The organism is Paenarthrobacter sp. YJN-D, assembly GCF_015040335.1.
GTDB lineage: Bacteria > Actinomycetota > Actinomycetes > Actinomycetales > Micrococcaceae > Arthrobacter > Arthrobacter nicotinovorans.
The window spans coordinates 905265-931960 of record NZ_CP053549.1 but is presented as its reverse complement, the minus strand read 5'-3'; the positions used below and the strand labels follow the sequence as shown (position 1 = coordinate 931960).

20 protein-coding genes and 1 riboswitch are annotated in these 26696 nt (G+C 62.9%); of the genes, 16 read left to right on the top strand and 4 right to left on the bottom strand.

Going from position 1 to position 26696, the window contains the following annotated elements; genetic code table 11:
• Positions 1-104: 104 nt before the first annotated feature.
• The 4 genes from HMI60_RS04325 to HMI60_RS04310 all read left to right on the top strand — a co-directional run bounded on the left by HMI60_RS04325 (position 105) and on the right by HMI60_RS04310 (position 3613).
• Complete coding sequence (locus HMI60_RS04325; RefSeq protein ID WP_305082345.1) at positions 105-716, top strand: ATP-dependent Clp protease proteolytic subunit; 612 nt, start codon at positions 105-107, stop codon at positions 714-716.
• Positions 717-756: 40 nt separating this feature from the next.
• On the top strand, positions 757-1416 hold the full coding sequence (locus HMI60_RS04320; protein WP_018777832.1) for an ATP-dependent Clp protease proteolytic subunit: 660 nt from the start codon (positions 757-759) through the stop codon (positions 1414-1416).
• Positions 1417-1598: 182 nt separating this feature from the next.
• On the top strand, positions 1599-2888 hold the full coding sequence (gene clpX, locus HMI60_RS04315) for an ATP-dependent Clp protease ATP-binding subunit ClpX (RefSeq protein WP_018777831.1): 1290 nt from the start codon (positions 1599-1601) through the stop codon (positions 2886-2888).
• A gap of 80 nt (positions 2889-2968) precedes the next feature.
• Positions 2969-3613 (top strand): DsbA family protein, encoded by a 645-nt coding sequence (locus tag HMI60_RS04310; protein ID WP_018777830.1) that lies wholly within the window; start codon positions 2969-2971, stop codon positions 3611-3613.
• A gap of 32 nt (positions 3614-3645) precedes the next feature.
• Here HMI60_RS04310 and HMI60_RS04305 read toward each other — a convergent pair whose 3' ends face one another.
• Both HMI60_RS04305 and valS read right to left on the bottom strand, forming a co-directional pair.
• Positions 3646-4521 carry an Fpg/Nei family DNA glycosylase gene (locus HMI60_RS04305; protein ID WP_039241866.1) on the bottom strand — a complete coding sequence of 292 codons (876 nt, stop codon included), beginning with the start codon at positions 4519-4521 and terminating at the stop codon, positions 3646-3648.
• A 342-nt stretch (positions 4522-4863) separates the two neighbouring features.
• A complete protein-coding gene (valS, locus tag HMI60_RS04300) occupies positions 4864-7485 on the bottom strand; it encodes a valine--tRNA ligase (RefSeq protein ID WP_193590619.1) in 2622 nt (873 codons plus the stop codon).
• 72 nt (positions 7486-7557) lie between these two features.
• Here valS and HMI60_RS04295 point away from each other — a divergent pair, with 72 nt between their 5' ends.
• Entirely contained in the window at positions 7558-8337 is a 780-nt protein-coding gene (locus HMI60_RS04295; protein ID WP_055972357.1) for an SDR family oxidoreductase, read from the top strand.
• Here HMI60_RS04295 and HMI60_RS04290 read toward each other — a convergent pair.
• Positions 8334-9368 (bottom strand): endonuclease/exonuclease/phosphatase family protein, encoded by a 1035-nt coding sequence (locus tag HMI60_RS04290; protein ID WP_193590618.1) that lies wholly within the window; start codon positions 9366-9368, stop codon positions 8334-8336. The genes HMI60_RS04295 and HMI60_RS04290 overlap by 4 nt on opposite strands.
• 330 nt (positions 9369-9698) lie before the next feature.
• Between HMI60_RS04290 and ileS the strand changes: the two genes are divergently transcribed.
• Genes ileS through ndk form a run of 4 tightly spaced genes read left to right on the top strand, consistent with a single transcriptional unit; the run spans position 9699 to position 15278 of the window.
• The gene (gene ileS, locus HMI60_RS04285; RefSeq protein ID WP_039241768.1) at positions 9699-12983 is read left to right on the top strand and encodes an isoleucine--tRNA ligase; all 3285 of its coding nucleotides are present in this window, start codon (positions 9699-9701) and stop codon (positions 12981-12983) included.
• Between the two features lie 3 nt (positions 12984-12986).
• Positions 12987-14348 (top strand): folylpolyglutamate synthase/dihydrofolate synthase family protein, encoded by a 1362-nt coding sequence (locus tag HMI60_RS04280; protein WP_064722241.1) that lies wholly within the window; start codon positions 12987-12989, stop codon positions 14346-14348.
• Position 14349: 1 nt separating this feature from the next.
• Positions 14350-14802 carry a DUF4233 domain-containing protein gene (locus HMI60_RS04275; RefSeq protein WP_039241765.1) on the top strand — a complete coding sequence of 151 codons (453 nt, stop codon included), beginning with the start codon at positions 14350-14352 and terminating at the stop codon, positions 14800-14802.
• Between the two features lie 56 nt (positions 14803-14858).
• On the top strand, positions 14859-15278 hold the full coding sequence (gene ndk, locus HMI60_RS04270; protein WP_018777822.1) for a nucleoside-diphosphate kinase: 420 nt from the start codon (positions 14859-14861) through the stop codon (positions 15276-15278).
• Between the two features lie 77 nt (positions 15279-15355).
• On the opposite strand, the gene HMI60_RS04265 is transcribed toward ndk, so the two are convergent.
• Complete coding sequence (locus HMI60_RS04265; RefSeq protein ID WP_018777821.1) at positions 15356-16027, bottom strand: vitamin K epoxide reductase family protein; 672 nt, start codon at positions 16025-16027, stop codon at positions 15356-15358.
• A 470-nt stretch (positions 16028-16497) separates the two neighbouring features.
• Between HMI60_RS04265 and HMI60_RS04260 the strand changes: the two genes are divergently transcribed.
• From HMI60_RS04260 to HMI60_RS04230, 7 genes are all read left to right on the top strand, one after another.
• Positions 16498-19644: an Rne/Rng family ribonuclease gene (locus tag HMI60_RS04260; RefSeq protein WP_193590617.1), complete on the top strand. Its 3147-nt coding sequence runs from the start codon at positions 16498-16500 to the stop codon at positions 19642-19644.
• Positions 19645-19730: 86 nt separating this feature from the next.
• Positions 19731-19829, top strand: a riboswitch (TPP riboswitch).
• Complete coding sequence (thiD, locus tag HMI60_RS04255) at positions 19820-21355, top strand: bifunctional hydroxymethylpyrimidine kinase/phosphomethylpyrimidine kinase (RefSeq protein ID WP_055976054.1); 1536 nt, start codon at positions 19820-19822, stop codon at positions 21353-21355. It overlaps the preceding riboswitch by 10 nt.
• A 370-nt stretch (positions 21356-21725) precedes the next feature.
• On the top strand, positions 21726-22034 hold the full coding sequence (gene rplU, locus HMI60_RS04250; protein ID WP_018777818.1) for a 50S ribosomal protein L21: 309 nt from the start codon (positions 21726-21728) through the stop codon (positions 22032-22034).
• 62 nt (positions 22035-22096) lie between these two features.
• Positions 22097-22360: a 50S ribosomal protein L27 gene (gene rpmA / locus HMI60_RS04245; protein WP_193590616.1), complete on the top strand. Its 264-nt coding sequence runs from the start codon at positions 22097-22099 to the stop codon at positions 22358-22360.
• A 136-nt stretch (positions 22361-22496) separates the two neighbouring features.
• Positions 22497-24083, top strand: a complete 1587-nt coding sequence (gene obgE / locus HMI60_RS04240; RefSeq protein WP_018777817.1) for a GTPase ObgE — start codon at positions 22497-22499, stop codon at positions 24081-24083.
• Positions 24073-25254: a glutamate 5-kinase gene (proB, locus tag HMI60_RS04235; RefSeq protein ID WP_018777816.1), complete on the top strand. Its 1182-nt coding sequence runs from the start codon at positions 24073-24075 to the stop codon at positions 25252-25254. Before obgE ends, proB begins: the two co-directional genes overlap by 11 nt.
• On the top strand, positions 25251-26615 hold the full coding sequence (locus HMI60_RS04230) for a glutamate-5-semialdehyde dehydrogenase (RefSeq protein WP_055976052.1): 1365 nt from the start codon (positions 25251-25253) through the stop codon (positions 26613-26615). The genes proB and HMI60_RS04230 overlap by 4 nt, the downstream gene beginning before the upstream one ends.
• Positions 26616-26696 lie beyond the last annotated feature (81 nt).

The following is a 26696-nucleotide window of genomic DNA, read 5'->3' as shown; positions in this document are numbered from 1 at the left end:
AATCACCCCGGAAAACGGTTAGTGTCCAAGTAGTGAAGTTCAGTGAGGTCACTGGCACCAGCGAGAGGTAAGTACTTATGTCACAGCAATCAGAGGCTCCCCGGATGGCAACTGTCGATCCCGCAGCCCAGGACAACTACATCTACAACCGCCTGCTGAAAGAGCGCATTATCTGGCTCGGCTCTGAAGTGCGTGACGAGAACGCCAACGCCATTTGCTCCCAGCTCCTCCTTCTCTCGGCCGAAGACCCGGAGAAGGACATCTACCTGTACATCAACTCGCCGGGTGGTTCCGTGACGGCCGGTATGGCCATCTACGACACCATGCAGTTCATTCCGAACGATGTTGTTACCGTGGCCACCGGCCTGGCAGCTTCAATGGGCCAGTTCCTCCTTTCCTCCGGAACCAAGGGCAAGCGTTACGCAACCCCCAACGCCCGCATCCTGATGCACCAGCCTTCCGGCGGCATCGGCGGAACGGCCTCGGACATCAAGATCCAGGCGGAACTGATCCTGCACATGAAGAAGGTCATGGCGGAGCTTACGGCCGAGCAGACCGGACAGACCGTGGAGACGATCCTCAAGGACAACGACCGCGACAAGTGGTTTACGGCCCCAGAGGCATTGGAATACGGCTTCTTCGACAAGATCTCGGCGCACGCCGGTTCTGTGGCCGGTGGCGGCGGTACGGCCAACCAGTCGAACTCCGAAAACTAATCCGGCACCAAAGAACCACTGAAACCCCAGGAGTAAGAACATGAACTACAACTTCGGATGGTCTGCCGGTAACCTCCCGTCCAGCCGCTACGTCCTGCCCCAGTTCGAAGAGCGCACGCCCTACGGCTTCAAGCGCCAGGATCCGTACACCAAGCTGTTCGAGGACCGCATCATCTTCCTCGGCGTGCAGGTTGACGACGCATCTGCCGACGACATCATGGCCCAGCTGCTGGTCCTTGAGTCGACGGATCCGGACCGCGATATCACCTTGTACATCAACTCGCCGGGCGGCTCCTTCACGGCCATGACGGCCATCTACGACACCATGCAGTACATCCGTCCGGAGATCCAGACGGTCTGCCTGGGCCAGGCAGCCAGCGCCGCCGCGGTCCTACTCGCGGCCGGAACTCCCGGCAAGCGTCTTGCATTGCCGAACGCCCGGGTCCTGATCCACCAGCCTGCCCTCTCCGGCGGCCAGGGCGGCCAGGCCTCGGACCTCGAGATCCAGGCTGCGGAGGTCATGCGCATGAGGACCTGGCTTGAAGACACGCTGGCCCACCACTCGGGCCGCACCTCCGAGCAGGTCAATAACGACATCGAGCGTGACAAGATCCTGACGGCGGCCGAAGCCATGAACTACGGCCTGATCGACCAGGTTCTTGACTCCAGGAAGATCAAGCCGCAGGCAATCGCCCGGTAGCACACGGAATACGACGCCGGTGCGGTTCGCGAAATATGGACCGCACCGGCGTTCTGTTTCCACGCAAGCAGCCCATTGTGACCTAGAGTGGATGGTGTCACGGTGGTGTCAACCGCGGCTTGGCCGCACACTTGAGTACGGCGCGGAGCCGCATCACCCGCATGCAACGAAGGGATTCCCACATGGCTCGGATTGGTGAGAGCACGGATCTGCTGAAGTGTTCTTTCTGCGGAAAGAGCCAGAAGCAGGTGCGGAAGCTGATTGCCGGGCCCGGTGTGTACATCTGCGACGAATGCATCGAGCTGTGCAACGAAATCATCGAAGAGGAACTGGCCGAGGTCTCCGATCTCGGAAGCTTCGAGTTGCCCAAGCCCCGCGAAATCTTTGATTTCCTGCAGGAATATGTCATCGGCCAGGAACCCGCCAAACGGTCGCTCGCGGTAGCGGTATACAACCACTACAAGCGCATCCAGGCCGGGCATGCACCCAAGACCGGCAGTTTGGGCGAAGGGCCCCATCACGAGGATGTGGAGATCGCCAAATCCAACATTTTGCTGATCGGTCCCACCGGCTGCGGTAAAACCTATTTGGCCCAAACCCTGGCCCGCCGGCTGAACGTCCCGTTCGCTGTCGCAGACGCCACGGCCTTGACCGAAGCAGGCTACGTCGGCGAGGACGTTGAAAACATCCTGCTCAAGCTCATCCAGGCCGCCGACTACGACGTCAAGAAGGCCGAGCAGGGCATTATTTACATCGACGAGATCGACAAGATCTCGCGAAAGAGCGAGAACCCTTCGATCACCCGGGATGTGTCCGGTGAGGGTGTGCAGCAGGCCCTCCTGAAAATCCTGGAAGGCACTGTGGCCTCTGTACCTCCCCAGGGTGGCCGAAAACACCCGCATCAGGAGTTCATCCAGATCGACACAACCAATGTTCTCTTCATTGTGGCGGGCGCCTTTGCCGGCCTGGAGGACATTATCGGCTCCCGGTCCGGCCGGAAGGGCATTGGCTTCGGTGCACCACTGAACGAAGCCAGGGACAATGTGGACACCTACGGGGAAGTCATGCCCGAGGACTTGCTGAAGTTTGGACTTATTCCGGAATTCATTGGCCGGTTGCCTGTCATCACCACCGTGTCCAGCCTTGATCGTCCGGCGCTGATCCAGATCCTTTCCACGCCCAAAAACGCGCTCGTGAAGCAATACCAGAAGATGTTCCAGCTGGACGGCGTGGAATTGCAGTTCGACCAGGACGCCCTGGACGCCATAGCGGACCAGGCGCTCGAACGGGGCACCGGCGCCCGTGGTTTGCGGGCCATCATGGAAGAAGTGCTTCTCCCGGTCATGTTCGATCTGCCCAGCCGGGACGACATCGCGACGGTGGTCATCACAGCGGATGCAGTATCCAAGAAAGCCCAGCCCACCATGATCGCCCATGACGTGGTGGCAAAGCGGCGGAATAAGTCTGCCTAAACTGCCGTTGGCAAAAAGGAGCGGCTTGGTTGCGAGCCGCCTTGAAAAGCCACGTTTCCACTCTTCCGAGGAGTTCCCCTGTGTCCGAACAGCTTGTGTCTGAAGTGACCGCGTCCGACAACACCGTCAACAAGGCAGATTTCTGGTTCGACCCGGTCTGCCCGTTCGCGTGGATTACGTCGCGCTGGATCGGGGAAGTCGAACAGGTGCGCGGTATCGAGACCGAATGGCACGTAATGAGCCTTTCCGTCCTGAACGAAGGCCGCGATCTACCTGCCGACTACAGGGCCATGATGGACGACAGCTGGGGACCGGTCCGCGTGATCATTGCTGCGCAGGAGCTTCATGGCAGCAGCTACGTCAAGCCCCTCTACGACGCCATGGGGGAGCAGATCCACCATGAGGGCAATAAGGACCGCGCATCCGTGATCCAGAAAGCCCTGGCCGACACCGGGCTTCCCGCGGACCTGGCACGTTTTGCCACTTCCGATGAATACGATTCCAAGCTGCGGGCCAGCCACGAGTCCGGAATCTCGTTGGTAGGGCAGGACGTCGGAACCCCCGTGGTCGCTGTCAACGGCACTGCGTTCTTCGGCCCCGTACTCACCCGCATTCCGCGTGGTGAGGAAGCCGGGAAGATCTGGGATGCAACCGTGACCCTGGCCGGCTACCCGCACTTCTTCGAGTTGAAGCGCAGCCGCACCGAAAGCCCTGAATTCAACTAACCGCTTGTTGCCCTCCAGAGGACACGGCCGGGCTACTTGAGGAATCGTGAGGTCCGGCGGTCGGCCAGGATCTTACCGTTGGTCTGGCAGTGGGGACAGTATTGGAGGGAGGTGTCCGCGAAGGACACCTCCCTTACTGTTTCTCCGCACACAGGACACGGCAGGCCCGTCCGGGCGTGTACGCGGAAGTTGCTGCGCTTGGTGTCCTTGAGTTCGCTGGATGGCTTCCCGGCTGCCGCGTTGACGGCGCCGACCAGGACCTCCTGCAGTGACTGATACAGCCGCGCCACGGTCTCTTGGTCCAGCGACTTCGCTATGGCGAAAGGGGAGATCCTGGCGGCGTGGAGGATCTCGTCACTGTAGGCGTTGCCGATTCCGGCTATGACACTTTGGCTGCGCAACAGACCTTTGATCTGCTGTGGACTGGACTTCAGAATCGCGGCGAATGCAGCCTCATCGAAGTCCGGGCTCAGCGGCTCGGGACCGAGTGTTGCGATGCCTGGAACTTCCTGTGGGTCCCTGACCACATAGATGGCCAGGCTTTTCTTCGTCCCGGCTTCGGTGAGGTCCATTCCGATGTGGGCGTCGTCGCTGGCGCGGTGGAACAGCAACCTTGCCGAAATGTTGCTCTTGCCCATCCGCAACCCTGCCGAAGACGGGTGCTCCGTGTAGCGGACCCAGCCCGCCTTGGCCAGGTGGAACACGAAAAACAGTCCGTCCAGGTCAACGCAAACGAACTTTCCGATCCGTTGCACCCCCTGGACTGTCCTGCCTTCGAGGGCGGTGTAGGGCGGGTCGGCGGTCTTGAGTGCCGAGAAGGAGTTGATGCGGACCTCAGTCAGCGTGGCTCCGTGGAGTTGGGTGTCCAGGTACATGCACAGGCCGTGCACTTCGGGCAGTTCCGGCATGGACATTACTTTGCCACAGGTGGTTCCGGATCGGCAGGATAACTACAGGATTGTAGTTATCCCGGAGCCCTTGCGTGTTGTCATTTGCGGTACAACAATGGTTCTTACCCACTTCGAAAGAAGAGGGACACGGAAACCAAAGATTCAGTGATATGCAACCAACGCAGCCTTTGGCACAGTTGGAAGCAAGCTACCAGTGACGAGGTAGGAAGACCTGAAATTCCAAGGATTCCGCCAGACTGTCAAGTCGTCACCAGACAGCCGAAAAGTCGAAGCCCCACCAACGGCAAAACGCTGATGGGGCTTCCCCTTTGCCCGGATACTGCCGGGCTCACCTTGGCCTTAAGAGGCTGGAGTCTCCTCGGCAGGTGCCAGGACAACGTCGCTGACTGTCAGTTCACCTTCGCCGGACTGCAGCGTGATTTCCTGCGCGTTAGCGGCCGCCTTCAAGTCGCCCAGACCCGCCTTCAGCTGCGGGACCAGAATCTCCGAAGCTGTAATGGATGCTGAGAGAACCTCGGTGCGCTGCTTGACCTTGGCCTCGGACTTTGCCTTGCGGATGCCGCTCAAAGCGATTCCGACCGTGCCCAGCATGGTGGTGTCGCCGTCGGTGATTTCCAGGGCGGCGGGCCATTCGGCGCGGTGGACCGACCCTGTCCGCCACCAACCCCACACTTCTTCAGTGGCGAAGGGCAGGAAGGGGGCGAAGAGACGAAGCAGGGAGTCCAGGGCCGTTGCCAGCGCGGCCAGTACGGAAGCCTGCTCGGACTCGCCGGCCGCCCCGTAGGCGCGGTCCTTGATCAGTTCGACGTAGTCGTCCGTGAACTGCCAGAAGAACGATTCCGTGATCTGGAGCGCCCGGGCGTAGTCGTAGTTGTCGAACGCCTTGGTGGACTGCGCGACGACGTCGGACAGCTGCGCCAGCAGCGCACGGTCCAGGGGGTTCGTCAGCACCGCGAGATCGGTGGTCACCACGGAGTTCTCGGTGGCCCCGAGGTTCAGCACGAACTTGGAGGCGTTCAGCAGCTTGATGGCCAGACGGCGACCAATCTTCATCTGGGCAATCTCGTATGCCGTGTCGGCGCCGAGCTTTGCCGAAGCGGCCCAGTAACGCACAGCATCCGAACCGTACTCGTTCAGCACGTCCGTGGGGACAACGACGTTGCCCTTGGACTTGGACATCTTCTTCCGGTCCGGATCCAGGATCCAGCCGGAGATCGCTGCGTGCTTCCACGGTGCGCTCTTCTGCAGGGCGTCAGCACGCACTGCCGAGGAGAACAGCCAGGTACGGATGATGTCGTGGCCCTGGGGGCGCAGGTCGAAGGGGTAGACCTTGGAGAACAGTTCCTCGTCACGGCTCCAGCCGCCCACGATCTGCGGTGTCAGCGATGACGTTGCCCAGGTGTCCAGGACGTCCGCATCGCCGGTAAAGCCGTTGGCCTGGTCGCGCTGCGACTCGTCGAAACCGGGTGCGGCGTCGGCTGCCGGATCCACGGGGAGCATGTCGTCCGAGGGCAGGATCGGGTGGTCGTAGTCCGGGTTGCCTTGCGCGTCCAACGGGTACCAGACGGGGATGGGCACACCGAAGAAGCGCTGGCGCGATACGAGCCAGTCGCCGTTCAGGCCGGCGATCCAGTTTTCGTAGCGGGAGCGCATGAAGGACGGGTGGAAGTTGATTTCCTGGCCGCGTGCGATCAGGCGCTCACGGCGTTCCTCGTCGCGGCCACCGTTGCGGATGTACCACTGGCGGGAGGTGACAACTTCGAGTGGCTTGTCGCCCTTTTCGAAGAAGTTCACCGGGTGGGTGATCTTCTTCGGTTCGCCATCGAGCAGGTCTGCTGCCTTGAGCAGTTCTACTACGGCTTCCTTGGCGGAGAAGGCCGTCTTGCCCGCGATCGCGGCATACGCTTCCTTGCCGGCGTCGGTAGTGATCCATTCCGGGGTGTCGGCGATGATGCGGCCGTCGCGGCCCATGATGGCGCGTGTGGGCAGCTGGAGTTCGCGCCACCAGGTGACGTCGGTCAGGTCACCGAACGTACACACCATGGCGATGCCGGAACCCTTGTCCGCCTTGGCGAGCGGGTGGGCCTTGACCTCAAGTTCCACGTCGAAGACCGGGGACTTCACGGTCTTGCCGAAGAGCGGCTGGTAGCGCTCGTCGTCGGGGTTGGCCACCAACGCGGCGCAGGCAGCCAGCAGTTCCGGACGGGTGGTCTCGATGAAGATCTTTTCGCCGTCTTCGGTGAAGAACGGGTAGCGGTAGTAGGCGCCGGCGACTTCGCGGTCCTCGAGCTCGGCCTGCGCCACAGCGGTACGGAAGGTCACGTCCCACAGGGTGGGTGCCTCGGCCATGTAGGCGTCGCCCGCAGCCAGGTTGGCCAGGAAGGCGCGCTGGGACACGGCACGGGAGGTGTCGTCAATGGTGCGGTAGGTCAGGTCCCAGTCCACGGACAAGCCGAGGGTCTGGAACAGGTTCTCGAAGACCTTCTCGTCCTCAACGGCGAGTTCCTCGCACAGTTCGATGAAGTTCTGGCGCGAAACGACGTCGAAATCGCGCTGGTTCTTGGCCGGCTGTGCCGGGGGAGTGTAGTCCGCCTTGTAAGGGATGGCGGGATCGCAGCGCACACCGTAGTAGTTCTGGACGCGGCGCTCGGTCGGCAGCCCGTTGTCATCCCAGCCCATGGGGTAGAAGACGTTCTTGCCCGTCATCCGCATGTAACGGGCCTGGACGTCGGTCTGGGTGAAGGAGAACATGTGGCCCACGTGGAGCGAGCCTGAAGCCGTCGGCGGGGGAGTGTCGATCGAGTAGACCTGCTCCCGGGTGGTGTCCGGATTGAACTTGTAGGTTCCCTCTTCAAGCCAGCGCTGCGTCAAGGCAGCCTCAAGGCCTTCGAGGGCCGGCTTGTCGGGAACGTTAATGGGGGCGGTGGCGGGCGTGTCTGTACCCTGCGTTGATTCAGCCATGGACCAATTGTTTCATGGCCTGGCGTTACAACCCGCCGCCCCGGAACCTTGCACCCCGGATAGGGTAGTGCCATGACTTTGGCAGCGCACAATATCCCCGCAGGACAGAACAAGACGGCCGTGGTAACCGGAGCCAGCACCGGCATCGGCGAGGCCACCGTGAGGGCCCTGGCCGCCACGGGATGGAAGGTCTTCGCCGTAGCGCGCAGGGCTGACAGGCTTGGTGCCCTGGGTGCCGAAACCGGCGCCGTGCCGTTCCCGGCAGACATCACCGACGACGACGACGTCGCCGCCTTGCTTGCGGCTGTCACGAAAGCCGGGGGTGCTGACACGCTCATCAATATCGCCGGCGGTGCGCGGGGCGCTGACACCATTGCGAATGCCGATACCGAAGACTGGGAGTGGATGTACCAGGTGAACGTCCTGGGCACCATGAAAATCACCCGCGCCTTCCTGCCGATGCTGCGCGAAAACGGCGAAGGAACGGTGCTCAATCTCACCTCGACGGCCGGGCTGTCCGCCTATGAAGGCGGCGGAGGGTACAACGCGGCGAAGTTCGCCCAGCACGCCATGACCAATGCGCTCCGCCTTGAAGAGGTGGGCAATAACGTCCGGGTCATCGAAGTGGCTCCCGGCCTGGTGTACACAGAGGAATTCGCACTGAACAGGCTTGGAGACAAGGAGGCGGCAGCCAAGGTCTACGCCGGCGTGGAGAAGCCCCTGACAGCCGACGACGTTGCGGACGTCGTCAAATACGCGGTCTCACTGCCGCACCACATCAACCTGGACCAAATCGTGGTTCGTCCGGTGGCCCAGGCAGCCAACCACAAACTGGTCCGCAAGCAGGACTAGCCCGCAGGGACCTCCAACGTGGCGAGCACAGCTGCGTGGTCCGAACCGGGAACTTTGCGAACCAGGTAGCCGCTGCTGCCGATCCGTGGTGATGTGACCACATGGTCCAACACCGTTCCCGGGAGCTGCGGCCCTTCCATAGGCCAGGTGGGGGATAACCGCCCCGCCGCTGCCGTTCCCACGTCCACCAGCTTCGCTCCGTCCCTTCCGGAATCCAGCATCGCCCGGAACTCCGGGTGGTCGTAGGAGGAATTGAAGTCGCCCATGAGCAGATGGTTTCCCGGAGTCGAGGCCTGACGGCCGATCTTCCCAAGATCGCTCCGCCATTGTTCGATCCTTTCGTCCACCGGGGGCAGCGCATGGACGTTAGTGAGGTTCAAAGCCGACCTGGCACCGGAGGCCTGGTCCGACACGAGGACCCTCGTGACGGCCATGCGGAACGGGGTATCCGGCAGGAGACCATCCGGTTCAAGCGGGAACACGGAGTAGACGGCGCCGCCCGACGCGTCGTCGCTGGGCTCGCTGACACGGTGTTGAAGGATCGCCTCCAAGCCTTCCGCGCGGAGGCGGTCCTCCAAACCCTGGGTATGTTCCTGCAACGCCAGGATCTGGATGCCGTTCTCACGGACCAACTGCACAATGGTCGACGCATCGGCCTCGCCATACTCGGTGTTCAGGCTCATGACCTTCACCGGAACTGTGACCGTTCCCGCGGGCAGTTCCATGGGCTTCCCGGCGTCCAGCGGAAAAAGCCAGAACAGCTGGACCGCCAGCAGGGCCGTCGTCGTGATGATGACCCAAATCCGCCGCCCCACCACAGCGAAAAGCAGCGCCACGGCAGCCGGGATGACAAGCCATGGAGTGAACGACAACAGCTGGACCACCGGCAGGGGCCACTCGGCAGGAATCGCGCGGAACAGTGAGCTGCCTGCCGTTGGCACCGCTAAGAGAAGTGCGAATACGGTCCATGCAAGGGAAGGCCGACGATGTGCTTTGCTGGCAGCCGGGACGGCAGGAGCGGGGTTGGACATGGACCCGAGTCTATGCAGCCCTCCCGCCCGGGCCCGTCCTCCCCAGGGATGACTCTGCGAGTGGAGCAGGAGCCCCGGCTGCCGCTAGACTGTATGGACCAGCATTGACCCGGCCATCACCGGTGAGCTTCCGGAAGAAAAGCACCGAATGCCCTCAACGGCAAACAGTGCCCAGTAGAACCGGGCGGGTAAGCCCGTCACAGCAGTAATGAGAGGCCGGAACATCACGTTCCGGTAAGTGAGGTGGTACCGCGGTACCTGCGCAGCCGACAGGCAGCACAGAAGCCGTCCTCGCATCCTGACAGTCAACCAGCTATCACAGGATATGAGATGACCCACTACCCCAAGGCCTCAGCGTCTTCGTCCGGCACGCATGGCGTGTCCGCTTCCGTGAAGTTCCCGGAAATCGAAGAGCGCATCCTCAAATACTGGGATGAAGACGGCACCTTCCAAGCCAGCATCGACCAACGGGATGCGGGCACGGACGGCAGCAACGAGTTCGTCTTCTACGACGGCCCTCCCTTCGCCAACGGACTGCCGCACTACGGCCACCTGCTGACCGGCTACGCCAAGGACCTCGTCGGCCGCTACCAGACCCAGCGCGGCAAGCGCGTGGAGCGCCGCTTCGGTTGGGACACGCACGGCCTGCCGGCTGAACTCGAAGCCATGAAGCAACTGGGAATGACCGACAAAACCCAGATCGAAGCCATGGGCATCGACAAGTTCAACGACGCCTGCCGTGCCTCCGTCATGAAGTACGCCAACGAGTGGAAGGCCTACGTCACCCGCCAGGCCCGCTGGGTGGACTTCGAGAATGACTACAAGACGCTCAACGTCGAGTACATGGAGTCGGTCCTCTGGGCCTTCAAGCAGCTGCATGAAAAAGGCCTGACCTACAACGGCTACCGCGTGCTCCCGTACTGCTGGAAGGACGAGACGCCGCTGTCCAACCACGAACTCCGCATGGACGACGACGTCTACAAGAACCGCCAGGACCAGACCGTCACAGTCACCTTCCCCATCAAGGCCGGTGCCTCCGAACTCTCCAAGGAGCTCGAAGGCGTCCAGGCGCTCGCCTGGACCACCACACCCTGGACGCTGCCCACCAACCTGGCGCTCGCCGTAGGGCCGGAGATCTCCTACGCCGTCCTGCCAGCTGGACCCAACGGCGTGAAGGCCGCTTCCGCGGAAGCTCCGGTGAGGGGCAGCTTCCTGCTGGCAGCAGACCTTCTGGGTTCGTACGCCAAGGACCTGGGATACGACGACGCCGCTGCCGCGACTGCCGCAGTGGTGTCCACCCACAGCGGTGCCGAGCTGGAAGGCCTCGAGTACCAGCCTCTGTGGAACGACTTTGCCGATGCTGAGAAGTATGGGACGCAGAACGCCTGGCGTTTCCTGGTGGCCGATTACGTGACCACCACCGACGGCACGGGCATTGTCCACCAGGCTCCTGCCTACGGTGAAGATGACCAGAAGGTCTGTGAAGAGGCCGGCATCCCGGTGGTCCTGTCCGTGGACGAGGGGGCCAAGTTCCTGCCGCTGTTCGCCCATGGCGAGCTGGCATCCATCGTCGGCCTGCAAGTCTTCGATGCCAACAAGCCCATCACGCAGGTTCTGCGCGCCGACGGCCGCCTTGTCCGCCAAGCCAGTTACGAACACAGCTACCCGCACTGCTGGCGCTGCCGTAACCCGCTGATCTACCGCGCTGTCTCCTCCTGGTACGTCGAGGTCACCAAGTTCAAGGACCGCATGTCCGAGCTGAACCAGGAGATCAACTGGATCCCGGGCAACGTCAAGGACGGCCAGTTCGGTAAGTGGCTGGACAACGCCCGCGACTGGTCCATCAGCCGCAACCGTTACTGGGGCTCACCCATCCCGGTGTGGCAGTCGGACGACCCCGAGTACCCGCGCACCGACGTTTACGGTTCGCTGGCCGACCTCGAAGCCGATTTCGGCCGCCTGCCTGTCAACAACGAAGGACAGGTGGACCTGCACAGGCCCTTCATCGATGAACTGACCCGTCCCAACCCGGACGATCCCACGGGCAAGTCCACCATGCGCCGCGTCGAAGACGTGTTGGATGTCTGGTTCGACTCCGGTTCCATGCCGTACGGGCAGGTGCACTATCCGTTCCAAAACCAGGAATGGTTCGACACCCACAACCCCGCCGACTTCATCGTGGAGTACATCGGCCAGACGCGTGGCTGGTTCTACATGCTCCACATCCTGTCCACGGCCCTGTTCGACCGCCCGGCGTTCCGCAATGTCATCAGCCACGGCATCGTCCTGGGCTCCGACGGACAGAAGATGTCCAAGAGCCTGCGCAATTACCCGGACGTCTCCGAGGTCCTGGACCGCGACGGTTCTGACGCCATGCGCTGGTTCCTCATGTCCAGCCCCATCCTCCGTGGCGGGAACCTGATCGTCACCGAGCAGGGCATCCGCGACGGCGTCCGCCAGGTCATCCTGCCGTTGTGGAACGTGTACAGCTTCTTCACGCTGTACACGAATGCCGCCAACGGAGGGGAGGGATACGAGGCCAAGCTGCGCTATGACGGTTACGCCGACACCCTTGACCAGTACCTGATGGCGAACACAGGTGACCTGGTCCGCAAGGTCACCGCCAGCCTGGACAGCTACGACATCTCCGGTGCCTGCGACGAGCTGCGCAGCTACCTGGACATGCTCACCAACTGGTACGTCCGGCGCAGCCGCCAGCGCTTCTTTGACGAGAACGTCGACGCCTTCGATGCGTTGTACACCGCCCTCGAAGCTGTGTGCCGCGTGTCGGCATCGTTGCTGCCGCTGGTGACCGAAGAGATCTGGCGCGGCCTGACCGGTGGCCGTTCCGTGCACCTGGCCGACTGGCCTGAGGCTTCGCTGTTCCCGTCCAACCCCGGCCTGGTCGAGTCCATGGACCGCGTGCAGCAGATCTGCTCGACCGGTTCCAGCCTCCGCAAGGCAGCGAACCTGCGTGTCCGCCTGCCCTTGCAGGAGCTGACTGTCGTGGCACCCGGCGCGGACGCGCTGGAAGGATTTGCCGCCGTCGTCGCTGATGAACTGAACCTGCGGTCGGTGCGGCTGCTGGATGCCGCCACGGCTTCGCCCGAGGAGTTCGGCATCGAGCAGAAGCTCGTGGTCAACGCCCGGGCCGCCGGCCCGCGGCTCGGCAAGAATGTCCAGCAGGCCATCAAGGGTTCCAAATCGGGGGATTGGTCGGTCAACGACGGCGTCGTTGTGGCCGGTGGCTTGGAACTTGAGCCGCAGGAATACACGCTGGAAACCGTGGTTTCGGAATCGGCCGACGGCGGTTCAGCATCGGTTGCAGTGCTGCCGGGCGGCGGATTCGTGGTCCTGAACACCGAAGTGACTCCCGAGCTGGCCGCCGAAGGACTGGCCCGCGACATGGTCCGCGCCATCCAGCAGGCCCGCAAGGATGCCGGATTCAACGTCAGTGACCGCATCCGGACCACTGTGTCAGCTGCCCAGGATGTCGTGGACGCGCTGGAAGCCAACGCTGAATTGGTGAAGACCGAAACACTCACCCTGGAACTGGAGGTTCTTCCGGCCAGCGTCGATGAACCGCAGGTTACCGTTGCAAAGGCAGGGGCCTGAACCATGACTGACGAATTTTCCGTTGAGAGCGTCTACGCCGAACTCCTTGGCAGGGCGCCGGAAAACAAGATGGAACCGCGCCTTGCGCCGCTTTTCCGTGCCATGGACGTGCTGGGGGAGCCGAACAAGGCTTTCCCGATCATCCACATCACGGGCACCAACGGCAAGACTTCCACTGCCCGCATGATCGAAGCCGGTTTGCGCGCCCACGGACTCAGCACGGGCCGCTACACCAGCCCGCACCTGTCAAAGGTCACTGAGCGCATCAGTATTGATGGCGAGCCGGTACCGGACGCGACGTTCGTACGCATCTGGGATGAGATCCGCCCGTACCTGGAAATCGTTGACAACGAGCTCGTTGCGGAGAACCAGCCGCGCCTGACGTACTTCGAATGCCTGACCATTCTTGGCTTCGCGGTGTTCGCGGACCAGCCCGTGGATGTCGCAGTGATTGAAGTCGGCCTGGGAGGCATCACCGATGCCACCAACGTCGGAGACGGCCAGGTCTCGGTCATCACGCCGATCTCGCTGGACCACACGGACCTCCTGGGCGACACCACCGAGGACATTGCCTACGAGAAGGCCGGAATCATCAAAGCCGGCGGCTTCCTGGTAAGTGCGGCCCAGCCGGTGGACGCGGCCCAGGTCCTGCTGGAAAAGGCCCGTGAAGTGGACGTGCCCTTCCGCTTCGAGGGCGTCGAGTTCGGCGTCGAGTCCCGCAGTGTGGCCGTGGGTGGCCAGGTCCTGACCATCCAGGGACTCGCCGGGCGCTACGAGGATCTTCTGCTGCCGTTGCACGGTGCCCACCAGGCCGAGAACGCCGCTGTTGCCGTGGCCGCCCTTGAGGCATTCTTCGGCGGGGGAGAGAAGGAACTGGACGCCGAGGTGCTGAAGGAAGCATTCGGCACCGTGACATCTCCCGGCCGGTTGGAAGTCGTGAGGACCGCACCAACGGTAGTGGTTGACGCGGCCCACAACCCGGACGGCATTCGTGTCACGGCAGAAGCAATCCAGGAGGCATTCACCTTCAGCAAACTGGTGGTGGTGGTTGGGGTCCTGCGCGAGAAAGACGCGGAGGAAATCCTGAAGACCCTCAAGGAATCCCTCGGCGGACTCGCCGAGGAGTTCTGTTTCACGCAGTCCAACTCGGCGCGCGCCGTTCCGGCAGCGGAACTGGCTGAACTCGCCATCGACCTTGGCTTTGGCGAGGACAACGTGCATATCGCCGAGAAGCTCGACGACGCCATTGAGTGGGCTGTCGAGCGTGCCGAATCCAACGATGACCTGGCGGGCGGTGTCCTGGTGACGGGTTCCATCACGGTGGTGGCCGAGGCCCGGATCCTGCTGGGAAAGGCGAGTGCCTAGCATGGCGAAAATGACCAAAGCGCAGCGCGAATGGCGTCCCGGCATGCCGAAGAAGCGCCGGTCCACCAAAGTGATGTTTGCGTCCACGGTGCTGCTGCTCGAAGCCTTCGTGGCTTTCTTCGGCACCTTGGCTGTGTTCGGCCTGAAGCGCGGCGAAGTCGATCCGGGCATCATCCTGGGCGTCGGAATTGCCCTGAGCGTGGTGCTGGTCCTTGCCTGTGCCGTGCTGTCCAGGCCGTGGGGCATCGGACTGGGATGGGTGCTGCAGGTAGTGCTGATCCTGACGGGATTGGCCGAGCCCATGATGTTCATTGTCGGCATCCTCTTTGCCATCTGCTGGTGGTACGGGATCCGTGCCGGCATGAGGATCGACCGTGAGGTGGCCCAGCGCGACCGTGAACAGGCGGAATGGGACGCTGCCCACGGTGAAGAAGCCGGCCCGCAAACCCCGTAAACTGGCTGGGAAAACCACCGAACGTAAGTCACTGAACACATCACATTGGAGCAACTGTGAGCATTGAACGGACCCTCGTCCTGGTCAAGCCCGACGGCGTCGCCCGCAACCTGGGCGGGAGCATCCTCGCCCGCATCGAGGCCAAGGGCTACACCCTGGCCGAACTGAAGAAGGTCAACGCCACCCGTGAGCTGCTGGAGCAGCACTACGAGGAACACGTGGGTAAGCCCTTCTACGAGCCGCTGGTTGAGTTCATGCTGAGCGGACCGGTCATCGCTGCCGTCTTCGAGGGCCACCGCGTCATCGAAGGCTTCCGCTCACTGGCCGGAACGACGGATCCGACGACGGCGGCTCCGGGCACCATCCGTGGCGACTTCGGTCGCGACTGGGGCCTGGCGGTCCAGCAGAACCTCGTCCACGGCTCCGACTCCGTTGAATCGGCCGAGCGCGAGATCAAGATCTGGTTCGCCGGCTAACCACGCCGCACCGACCTGACAGCTAAGGCCAATGTTCGAGTCGAACATTGGCCTTAGCTGTCACCCCGCGGAGGGGTTTAGTAGCCGGACGTCCCAGCGAAAACGTGGATGAAGGCGAAGAAGATCGTGGCGATGACCGCGACATACAGCAGGGCCACAATGATCCACCCGGAATCGCCCAGCAACTTGGTCAAGCCCGGCGGTGCCTTGATGACGCCGTGGGAGATGTTCCGGATGGTCACCCAGACAAAGAGGGGGATCATGACGGCCCACACCACCATGCAGAACGGGCACAGTACATTGATGACGTACAGGGCCTGGGACCACAGCCAGACAACGAACACGAAACCGAGGGTCACGCCCGCCTGCAGTCCAAGCCAGTAGCCGCGCGAGAACCGGGCGCCGGCGAGAAGGCCCATGGCCGTGGTGATGATGACGGCAAAGGCCACAATGCCGATGAACATGTTGGGGAATCCGAACACGGAGCTCTGTGGTGTTTGCATCACGGCGCCGCAGGAAATCCACGGGTTCACATCGCAGACCGTTACATGGTTTGGGTCCTTGAGGACTTCCAGTTTCTCCAGGACCAACGCCCCGGACGCCAGCCAACCGATGACGCCGGTGACCAGGAGGAGCCAGGCGAAGGGCTTGTCGCGGACAGTCCTCGGCAACTTCTCCTGTTGTGCGGACGACTCTCCCGCAGTGGTGGAGGTATTGATGGCCAGGTTTTCCCTGGCGGTGCTCGGCATCGCGGATCGGATCCTTTTCGACGTTGTGCCCCGGCGGGCCGGGAAGGGTTCTTGGGAGGATTCTAACGCCGCTGGCTGTGGGCTGCGCCCAGCTTGTGCCGATCCGGACGACACAGCGTCCTAACGGGCGATGTCGCGCGGGTGTGAGAGAATGAACATGGCTGGAAGCCGACCCACATTCGGATTCCGGTCCGGTGACTTGTTCCCAAGACCGCCAGTATGAGCTGGGCATGCCCGGATCACGTCGATCCTCGGTAGGCCCGCCATAACAATGGACGGCACCTGGTTGTGGCAGCAGAACAACGGGTTTCAGAACTAAGCCGCCGGCCTTCCAGGGCTGCCGCACCCCAATGATGGTGCGAACCGGAAGGCATACTACCGACTTCTGTCAACGCCTGCGGGTTTTGACAATATTTGCCCCTCTGGGCGCCGGATGTGGCGGTGTCGCTGGGGCAGGAGTGTTGCCACATATGGATAATGACCAGGTTGTAGCCGTTAATGATGAGGCAGCTCCCGCGGAAACTGCGGAAGCGCCCAAGAAAACCACCCGGACCCGGCGCAAGGCTGCGCCCAAGGCAGTTGCTGAGGCAGAGGCAACTGAGGCCCCTGCCACTGGGACGCCCGCAGTTGCGGAAACTCCCGAGGCTGACGCCAAGCCCGTACGCCGCACCCGGTCCCGCAAGAAGGTTGAGCCAACCGAGCCCTTGCCCGGCCTCGGCGATGAAACCGCCGCAGGCCAGGAGCCTGCCGCCGAAACCCAGCCCGAAGCCGTCCCTGAAGCTGCCCCCGAAAAGCCGGTCCGCCGTCGTCGTGCTGCCAAGCCCAAGGTGGAGGCAGAAGAGACGCCCGCAGCTGCTGAAGTTGTTGAAGAAACCACGACGCCGGAGGCCGGCACCCAGCCGGAAGAACCTGCCGCTGAGGAAGAGGCTCCGGCCGAGGAAGCTGCTCCTGCCGCTGCCACCTCGCTGTTCATGGAGCCGGTTTCCATCACGTCGATGATCTTCCAGGCCCCTGACCTCACCACTGTCCCGCGCGTTGCGGCCGTGGAAGAGACGGACGACGAGCCGGAAGACGACGCTGAAGCAGCCGCAGACGGTGAGCTGGACGAGGGTGGCAGTCGTCGCCGTCGCCGGAGCCGTGGCCGCCGCGGGCGCCGTGGCACTGAACGCGACGAGAACGACACCGAAGACGGCAATGACTCCGGCGACGAAGAAACTCCCGCAGCTGAAGCCCTCGAGGAAGGCGTCACGTCGCGTCGCCGTCGTCGTCGGCGTCGTGGAGACCAGGACCTTGAACTGACGGGCGGCTCGGATGACGACCCGCCCAACACGGTAACCCGCGTTCGCGCCCCCCGGCCCATCACGGAAACGGCTCCTTCCAACCGGGTCGCAAGCGTCAAGGGCTCCACCCGGCTCGAGGCCAAGAAGCAGCGTCGCCGCGAGTCCCGCGAGACCGGACGTCGCCGCCAGGTGATTACCGAAGCCGAGTTCCTGGCACGCCGCGAATCCGTGGACCGGCAAATGATCGTCCGCCAGCGCGACGACAGAATCCAGATCGCAGTCCTTGAAGATGGCGTCCTGGCCGAGCACTTCGTGTCCAAGACCCAGCAGGACTCCCTGATCGGCAACGTCTATCTCGGCAAGGTCCAGAACGTACTGCCATCCATGGAAGCTGCATTCGTTGATATCGGACGCGGCCGCAACGCGGTGCTGTACGCCGGTGAAGTCAACTGGGATGCAGTGAACCTGGAGGGCCAGCCGCGCCGGATCGAGAATGCGCTGAAGTCCGGCGACTCCGTCCTGGTCCAGGTGACCAAGGATCCGGTGGGTCACAAGGGTGCCCGCCTCACAAGCCAGATCTCACTTCCGGGCCGCTACCTTGTGTACGTGCCGGGTGGATCCATGACCGGCATCTCCCGCAAGCTGCCCGACGTCGAACGCAACCGCCTCAAGCGGATCCTGAAGGACCGCCTGCCGGAAAACGCCGGAGTCATCGTCCGTACGGCCGCTGAAGGTGCCTCGGAAGAAGAACTGACCCACGACATCAACCGTCTGCGCGCGCAGTGGGAAGGTATCGAAGGGCAAGCTTCCTCCACGAAGGTGCTGGCACCGGAACTGCTTTACGGCGAACCGGACCTCACCATCAAGGTTGTCCGTGACGTCTTCAACGAGGACTTCTCCAAGCTGATCGTCTCCGGTGACGACGCCTGGGACACCATCGAGGCCTATGTAACCTATGTTGCCCCCGACCTCGTGGGCCGCCTTGAAAAATGGACCAAGGATCAAGACATCTTCGCTGCCTGGCGCATCGATGAGCAGATCCACAAGGCCCTGGAACGCAAGGTCTTCCTGCCATCCGGTGGCTCGCTGGTCATTGACCGCACCGAAGCCATGACGGTGGTGGACGTCAACACAGGTAAGTTCACCGGCAGTGGTGGAAACCTGGAAGAGACAGTTACCAAGAACAACCTTGAAGCTGCCGAGGAAGTCGTTCGCCAGCTTCGCCTGCGTGACATCGGCGGCATCATCGTCATCGACTTCATCGACATGGTCCTGGAATCCAACCGCGACCTCGTTCTCCGCCGCATGGTGGAGTGCCTGGGCCGTGACCGTACCAAGCACCAGGTTGCTGAAGTAACGTCACTGGGCCTTGTCCAGATGACCCGCAAGCGCATGGGCACCGGTCTCCTTGAAGTCTTCGGTGAGCAGTGCGAGCACTGCGCAGGCCGCGGTGTCGTGACGCATGACGAGCCCGTGGAGCACCGCCGCGCCAACACCGTGGCAGCCGAGCAGCACCGTCCGCACACCGAGGCACAGCAGTCCACGGCCCGCACCGAGCGCAAGCGTCGCCGCGGCAAGGGCGGCGCCCAGGGAACGGTCGAAGCGCCGGCCCAGGTCCATTCGACGCCGTCCGCCCCTGTTGCGGCACCGGCAGCACACCCGGAAGCCCAGGACCCTGCCCGTCAGGCAAAAGCCGAAGCAACCCGGGCTGCACTGGCGACGATTGCAGCGGCCGCGCATGCCGCCCACCTTCACGATGACGAGCTCCACAAGGCAGAGGAGCAAACCCGGGCGGCCGGGGAGCATGGTCCCGACGCCGGTTCGGTCTCCGCTGCCCCGACGGCCCGGGAAGCCGCGGCGCACGACGCCGCTGTCCGCGAAGGCCGGGCTACTCCAGTGCTGCGTTTTGGCGGCGAAGAGGTTGCCTTGCCTTTCGTTGAACACCACGATGAGCCGCAGGCAGCCCAGCCGGCCATGAGCCTGGATCGTCTGGCCGAAGCTTTCTCCCACCTTGGCGCGGCACCGTCGCCTGAGGATCAGAAAGCCAAGGAAGCTGTCGAAGCCCCGAAGGCTGCGGACACCCCGACGACTGAAGCTCCGGCTCCGGCCGGAGACGAAGCCCCCTCAGCATCGCGGGGTCGTCGTAGCCGCCGGAACCGCAGTGCAAGCAGGGCCCAAGGCGCGGCCAACGAGACCACTGTTGAGCACCACGACGTGACCGCTACGGCCGCGAAGGGATCGGCGCACGAGTCCAAGGCGCCTGCGGAGCCGGTCAGGAGAGCGGCCCCGGACGAACCCATCATCCTGGGCGTCGGCGTACCGGCCTCCGAACTCTAACCGTTTGTGACCGCACCAAGGCCCCGCAGTTCCGCTACCAGCGGCAACTGCGGGGCCTTTTGCTGTCTGCCGGTGCGCTAGGCTGGGGGACTGACACGGGGTGCCAGGCGATGGGCCAGGCTGAGATCCAAACCCGTTGAACCTGTCCGGTTAGCACCGGCGAAGGGATGTCCTCATGGCCGCATTGTCATCTTCTGCTGTTTATCCGCTGGCGGAGGACCGCAGACGAACCCCCCGGGTACTGAGCATCGCGGGCTCAGACCCGTCCGGAGGAGCCGGAATCCAGGCTGATTTGAAGAGCATCGCCGCCCACGGTGGATATGGCATGGCTGCCATTACGGCTTTGACGGCCCAGAACACCCTGGGTGTCAGCGGTGTGCACGTACCACCCGTGGAGTTCCTGCGCCAGCAACTGGACGCCGTCAGTACCGATATCGTCATCGACGCGGTGAAGATCGGGATGCTCGGCGACGCGGCTGTTATTGACGAGGTGCGCAGTTGGCTCGAATCGGTGCGCCCCGCCGTCGTGGTTCTTGATCCCGTGATGGTGGCCACCAGCGGTGACCGCCTGCTGACCGAATCCGCAGGGGAGGCCCTTCGTTCCCTGCTTCCATTGGCGGACCTGATCACGCCGAACCTGCCCGAGCTTGCCATTTTGCTGGGGGAAACCGAGGCTGCTGATTGGGCATCGGCATTGGAGCAGGGCAAGCGACTGGCAGCTGAGTGCGGAAACACGGTCTTGGTCAAGGGCGGTCATCTGGCCGGCTCGGAATGCCCCGATGCCTTGATCAACACCAGCGGGCTGTTGCGGCAGGACGTCATCGAAGTGGCAGGTCCAAGGATTGCGACCCGGAACAGCCATGGCACTGGATGCTCGTTGTCGTCCGCCTTGGCTACCGTCCAGGCGCGCACGGGCGACTGGGAGGCCTCACTGCGCGAAGCGAAACCGTGGCTGCTCCAGGCCCTGAGGAGCGCAGGGGAGCTGGAAGTGGGCCGGGGCAACGGGCCTGTGGACCACTTCCACCACCAGCGCGTCCTCCAGCCTGGCGGATTTGCTGCCACTTTGTGGAAGGAAGCCATCCCGGAGCTTGAAAAAATCCACGGCCTCAACTTCATCCAGGAACTGCAGTCGGGGCATTTGCCGGAGCCGGCGTTCAGCTACTACCTTGCGCAGGACGCCATCTATCTCAATGGCTATTCCAGGGTCCTTGCCCGTGCAGGTGCGTTGGCGCCCACCGAGGAAGAACAGCTGTTCTGGGTCAAGAGCTCACGGCAGTGCCTGGAAGTTGAATCGGAACTGCACAGGAACTGGTTGAGCTCCCGTGAGGCTTCGGGCGTCACCGGACCGGTCACCAAAGCCTATGTGGACCATCTGCTGGCAACGTCGGCATCCGGCAGCTATGCGGTGGTCCTCGCGGCGATCCTGCCCTGCTACTGGTTGTATGCGGAAGTGGGTCAAAAGCTCCACGCCGCGTTCGTCGATGCCGGGGCCTCCGGCGGGCATCCCTATGCGGACTGGCTGCGGACGTACGCCGACGAGGACTTTGCCTCCGCCACAAGGATGGCGATCAACTTCACAGACGCGGCGGCCGTTGCCGCTTCCGGGCGTGAACGTGCGGAGATGCTTGAGGCTTTCAGGCAGTCCTGCCGCTACGAGACGGCGTTCTTTGATGCTCCGCGGCTCTACGCCCAGGGTGGCCCGGCCTGTTGAATCGGGACTGAACCGGGATGAAAAGCATGGCTTGTCCCGCGCGTCGCGGGCGTGATCACGTTAATCGCCGCCAAACCCTGTAGGCTGTATGGGCACGGTGCCGGGAGAGTCCGTTACACCTCGTGATGCAAGTCACGGGGCAGCCTCCGGTCCCGGCCTCATTTGCAGCTGAGGGTCAAACTAGCGTAATCTTGATCTTCGGTGCTTACGCCAACACTTGGGTTATGCCCCTTGGAATTGTTCATGGGATGACTCGCGGACTTCGAACAGAAGTCCACGGCGTTGAGGCACAGCGCGAACCAAGCCTGATTCCGGTGACAGGTTCCGCACGCAAATTTAGTTATAAACGTCGAGAGAAGTGAGTACCCAAGTGGTGTACGCGATTGTCCGCGCAGGCGGCCGCCAAGAAAAAGTTTCCGTTGGAGACTACGTAACGCTTAACCGCGTCCCCGGTGGAGCCGGTAGCACGCTTGAGCTGCCCGCCTTGCTCCTGGTTGACGGCGACAAGGTCACCTCCGCAGCAGCGGAACTGGCCAACGTCAAGGTTACGGCTGAGATCCTCGAAGACCTCCGTGGTCCGAAGATCGTCATCCAGAAGTTCAAGAACAAGACCGGCTACCGGAAGCGTCAGGGTCACCGTCAGGAACTGACCAAGATCAAGATCACCAGCATCGCGTAACTTTCGTTACCCGCTGTTCAGGTTTTTCAGTTTCCCCAGAAATTTAGAGGCAGGCATTTCACATGGCACACAAAAAAGGCGCGAGTTCCACTCGCAACGGTCGTGACTCCAACGCACAGTACCTGGGCGTCAAGCGCTTCGGTGGTCAGGTAGTCTCCGCCGGCGAAATCATCGTTCGCCAGCGCGGCACCCACTTCCACCCGGGTGCAGGCGTCGGTCGCGGTGGCGACGACACCCTGTTCGCCCTGCAGGCCGGTGCGGTTGAGTTTGGTACTCGCCGCGGCCGTCGCGTAGTGAACATCGTTGCTGCTGGAGCTGCAGAGTAACAACAAGTTCTGAACCGGTGGAGCGGGCCAAGCGGCCCGCTCCACCGTTCTTTTAACCGCATTACAATCGACTAGGGCGCCCTCAGGCGCGCTGGTTTTTGCAACAGCGCTGGCAACAGCAATAGAGGAGATCCACGTGGCGAGCTTTGTAGACCGGGTAGTCCTGCACGTATCCGGCGGAACCGGCGGCCACGGCTGTGTCTCCGTTAAGCGGGAAAAGTTCAAGCCGCTCGGCGGTCCCGACGGCGGCAACGGCGGCAACGGCGGCGACGTCATCCTCCGCGTGTCAGCCCAGACCACCACTTTGCTTGATTACCACCACGCACCCCACAGGCACGCCACCAATGGTGGCCCCGGCATGGGCGACTGGCGTGGAGGCAAGAACGGCGAGACCCTGATTCTTCCGGTCCCTGACGGCACCGTGGTCAAGACCAAGGACGGCGAAGTCCTGGCAGACCTGGTGGGCGAAGGTACTGAATACATTGCGGCCGCCGGCGGCCAGGGTGGCCTCGGCAACGCTTCCCTTTCTTCGCAAAAGCGACGCGCCCCGGGCTTTGCGCTCCTCGGCATCGAAGGCGAATCCAGTGACATCGTCCTGGAACTGAAGTCCATTGCCGATATTGCCTTGGTCGGCTTCCCCTCCGCGGGCAAGTCCAGCTTGATTGCTGCCATGTCCGCTGCCCGGCCGAAGATCGCCGACTACCCGTTCACCACCCTCATCCCCAACCTGGGCGTGGTCCAGGCAGGAGACGTCCGCTTCACCATTGCCGACGTTCCGGGCCTCATCGAAGGCGCCAGCGAGGGCAAGGGCCTTGGTCATAACTTCCTCCGCCACGTGGAGCGCTGTGCTGCCCTGGTCCACGTGCTTGACTGCGGAACCCTGGAATCGGACCGCGATCCGCTCTCCGACCTCGCCATCATTGAGGCCGAACTGGAGAAGTACGCCGTCGATATGAGCTACGCCGGCGTTGACGGTGAAGTTGTCCCGTTGAACGAGCGCCCCAAGCTGGTAGTCCTGAACAAGGTCGACCTCCCCGACGGCAAGGATATGGCCGAGTTCGTACGTCCGGACCTGGAGGCGCGGGGCTACCGTGTCTTCGAAGTGTCGGCAACCAGCCACGAAGGCTTGCGCCAGCTCGGCTTTGCCATGGCAGAAATCGTCAAGGCTGCGCGCGACGCCGTCCAGGCTGCACCCCCCAAGGTGGCTCCGCCGGTCCTTCGCCCGCGCGCCGTCAACGAGTCCGGTTTCAAGATCCGCCGTGAAGAGAAGAACCTCGAGCCGCTGTTCCGCGTACTGGGCGAAAAGCCCGTGCGCTGGGTCAAGCAGACCGACTTCACGAACGAGGAAGCCATCGGCTACCTTGCAGACCGCCTCGCCAAGCTTGGTGTTGAGACGGAACTGTTCAAGGTTGGCGCCAAGCCCGGCGATACCGTCGTCATTGGCGAGGATGACGGCGTCGTCTTCGACTGGGAGCCCACCATGATGGCCGGTGCCGAACTTTTGGCAACTCCGCGAGGCACCGATATCCGTGTTGCTGACATCGGTGACCGTCCCACGCGTTCGCAGAAGCGCGAAGAGCAGATCGAGCGCCGCGAGGCCAAGGCTGCTGCGCGCGCCGAACTCGAAGCCGAGCGCAAGGCGGGCATCTGGACAGAGTCCGTCAGCGGGCGCCGCGCCCAGACGGTGAGGGAAAGCACCCTGGATTCCGGTGATGACGACTAGGACCATTGACGTTTCCGAGGACGCTGCCGGACTGGAGCGCCAGGGGATAGCCACCGCCAAACGGATCGTGGTCAAGGTGGGTTCATCCTCCCTGACCAGCATCAAGGGTGGCATCTCCGAGAAGTCCCTGACACAACTCGTCAACGCACTCGCCGGAAAGCGAAACGCCGGAACCGAGATTATCCTCGTTTCTTCGGGCGCCATTGCGGCCGGGCTGGCACCGTTGGGCCTGGCAAAGCGGCCCAAGGATCTTGCCACCCAGCAGGCGGCAGCAAGTGTTGGCCAGGGTCTCCTGATGGCCCGCTATACGCAGGCGTTCAATGCACACGGGGTAACTGTGAGCCAGGTCCTGCTGACCGCCGACGACCTCATGCGCCGGACCCAGCACACCAATGCCTTCCGGGCCTTGGACCGGCTGCTGAATCTTGGCGTGGTGCCGGTGGTCAATGAGAACGACACCGTGGCAACCCATGAAATCCGTTTTGGCGACAACGACCGCTTGGCTGCCTTGGTGGCGCACTTGGTCCGCGCCGATGCGCTGGTGCTGCTGTCCGACGTCGACGCCGTTTATGACGGTCCGCCGTCCCAAGGCGCCCGGCGCATCCCGCTGGTGCGCGGACCCCAGGACCTGGAGGACGTCACCATCGGCAAGGCCGGCAAGGCCGGTGTGGGAACGGGCGGCATGATGACCAAGGTCGAGGCCGCGTCGATTGCCGCAAGTTCCGGGATCCATGCTTTGGTCACTTCCACGGCCAATGCCGCAGCAGCACTGGCGGGGGAGGACGTGGGAACCTGGTTCGCCGTGAACGGCAACCGCAAACCCGTCCGCCTCTTGTGGCTCGCGCACCTGGCGACCGTGCAGGGACGATTGGTGCTCGACGACGGCGCCGTCAAGGCTGTGCGCGACAGGCACCGCTCATTGCTTCCCGCCGGCATCTCGGAGGTCGGGGGCGAATTCGAAGCCGGTGATCCGGTGGAGATGGTGGCATTGGACGGAAGCATCGTGGCCCGTGGCTTGGTGAACTACTCGTCGGAGGAACTTCCCCGCATGCTGGGCCGCACTACCCAGGAGCTTGGTCAGTCGCTGGGGCGGGGCTATGACCGCGAAGTTGTTCATGTTGACGATCTGGTGCTTCTGCGCGGGCCGCGCTCATCTAAACTGGGTGCATGACTGAAGCGCTGACCCCTGACGCCCCTGTGATTTCCGACGCTACCGGCACTGCCGGCACCGCGCCGGAGAACCCTGCGGCAGGACGCGTTCCATTGACTCCGGAGGAACTCGAAGCTGCTGTCCACGCCATTGCCGACCGTTCCCGGAAAGCAGCACGCCGCCTGGGACAGGCCAACCGTGCGTGGAAAGACCGTGCGCTTCGTGCAATCGGGGCAGCTTTGCTTGAGAACCGGAAGCATGTCCTTGAAGCCAATGCCAAGGATGTTGCCGTAGGCCGCGCCAACGGCACGTCTGCAGCTCTCCTGGACCGGCTCACCCTTACTCCGGAGCGCATCGACGGCCTGGTGGCCGCATTGGAGAACCTGGCCGGCTTGCCGGACCCCGTGGGCAACGTGGTCCGTGGGCAGACCCTGCCCAACGGTCTGCGCCTGCGCCAGGTCAATGTGCCGATGGGTGTTGTTGCCGCCATCTACGAAGCGCGCCCCAACGTCACTGTGGACATTGCCGGCCTCGCCCTCAAGAGTGGCAACGCCGTGATCCTCCGCGGCGGTTCCGCTGCCGCGAACACCAACGAGGCCTTGGTCCGGATCCTGCGCGACGCCTTGGACTCGGTGGGACTTCCTGCTGATGCCGTGCAGACAGTTGACCAGTATGGCCGCGAAGGTGCCAATGTCCTGATGCGTGCCCGCGGGCGGGTGGACGTCCTCATTCCCCGGGGCGGACGCGAGCTTATCCAGACTGTCGTGACCAACTCCTCGGTGCCGGTTATCGAAACAGGTGAGGGCAATGTCCACATCTTCATTGATGAGTCGGCGGGTGAAGAGATGGCCGTGGAGATCCTCCTCAATGCCAAGACCCAACGTCCGAGTGTCTGCAATACCGTGGAGACACTCCTGGTGCATTCAGGGTCGACGGCCTTGCCCGCAGTAGCGGCCGCACTGCGCAAGGCGGGCGTGACACTTCACGTCGATGACAGGATCGCGGCTGCCCTCGGCAGCGCAGTCGAGACTGTTCCCGCGGACGACGACGACTGGGCCACTGAGTACATGGACCTCGACCTGGCTGTGGCCATGGTGGACAGCCTGGATGACGCGGTGAAGCACATCCGCAAGTGGACCACCGGGCACACAGAAGCCATCCTGACGAACAACCTCGCCAACGCGGAGAGGTTCATCGCCGAGATTGACTCGGCGGCTGTGATTGTCAACGCTTCAACACGGTTCACCGACGGCGGTGAGCTTGGGCTTGGTGCTGAGGTTGGTATCTCCACCCAGAAGCTCCACGCCCGAGGTCCCATGGGCCTCACCGAACTGACCACTACAAAGTGGATCGTGCAGGGTGAAGGCCAAGTCCGCAGCTAGCAACGCGGTAACATAGAACAGAAGTCCGGAACGGCGGGGAGTCCCGCCGTCGAAATCCTTTGAGAACCAACTAGGGGAGAA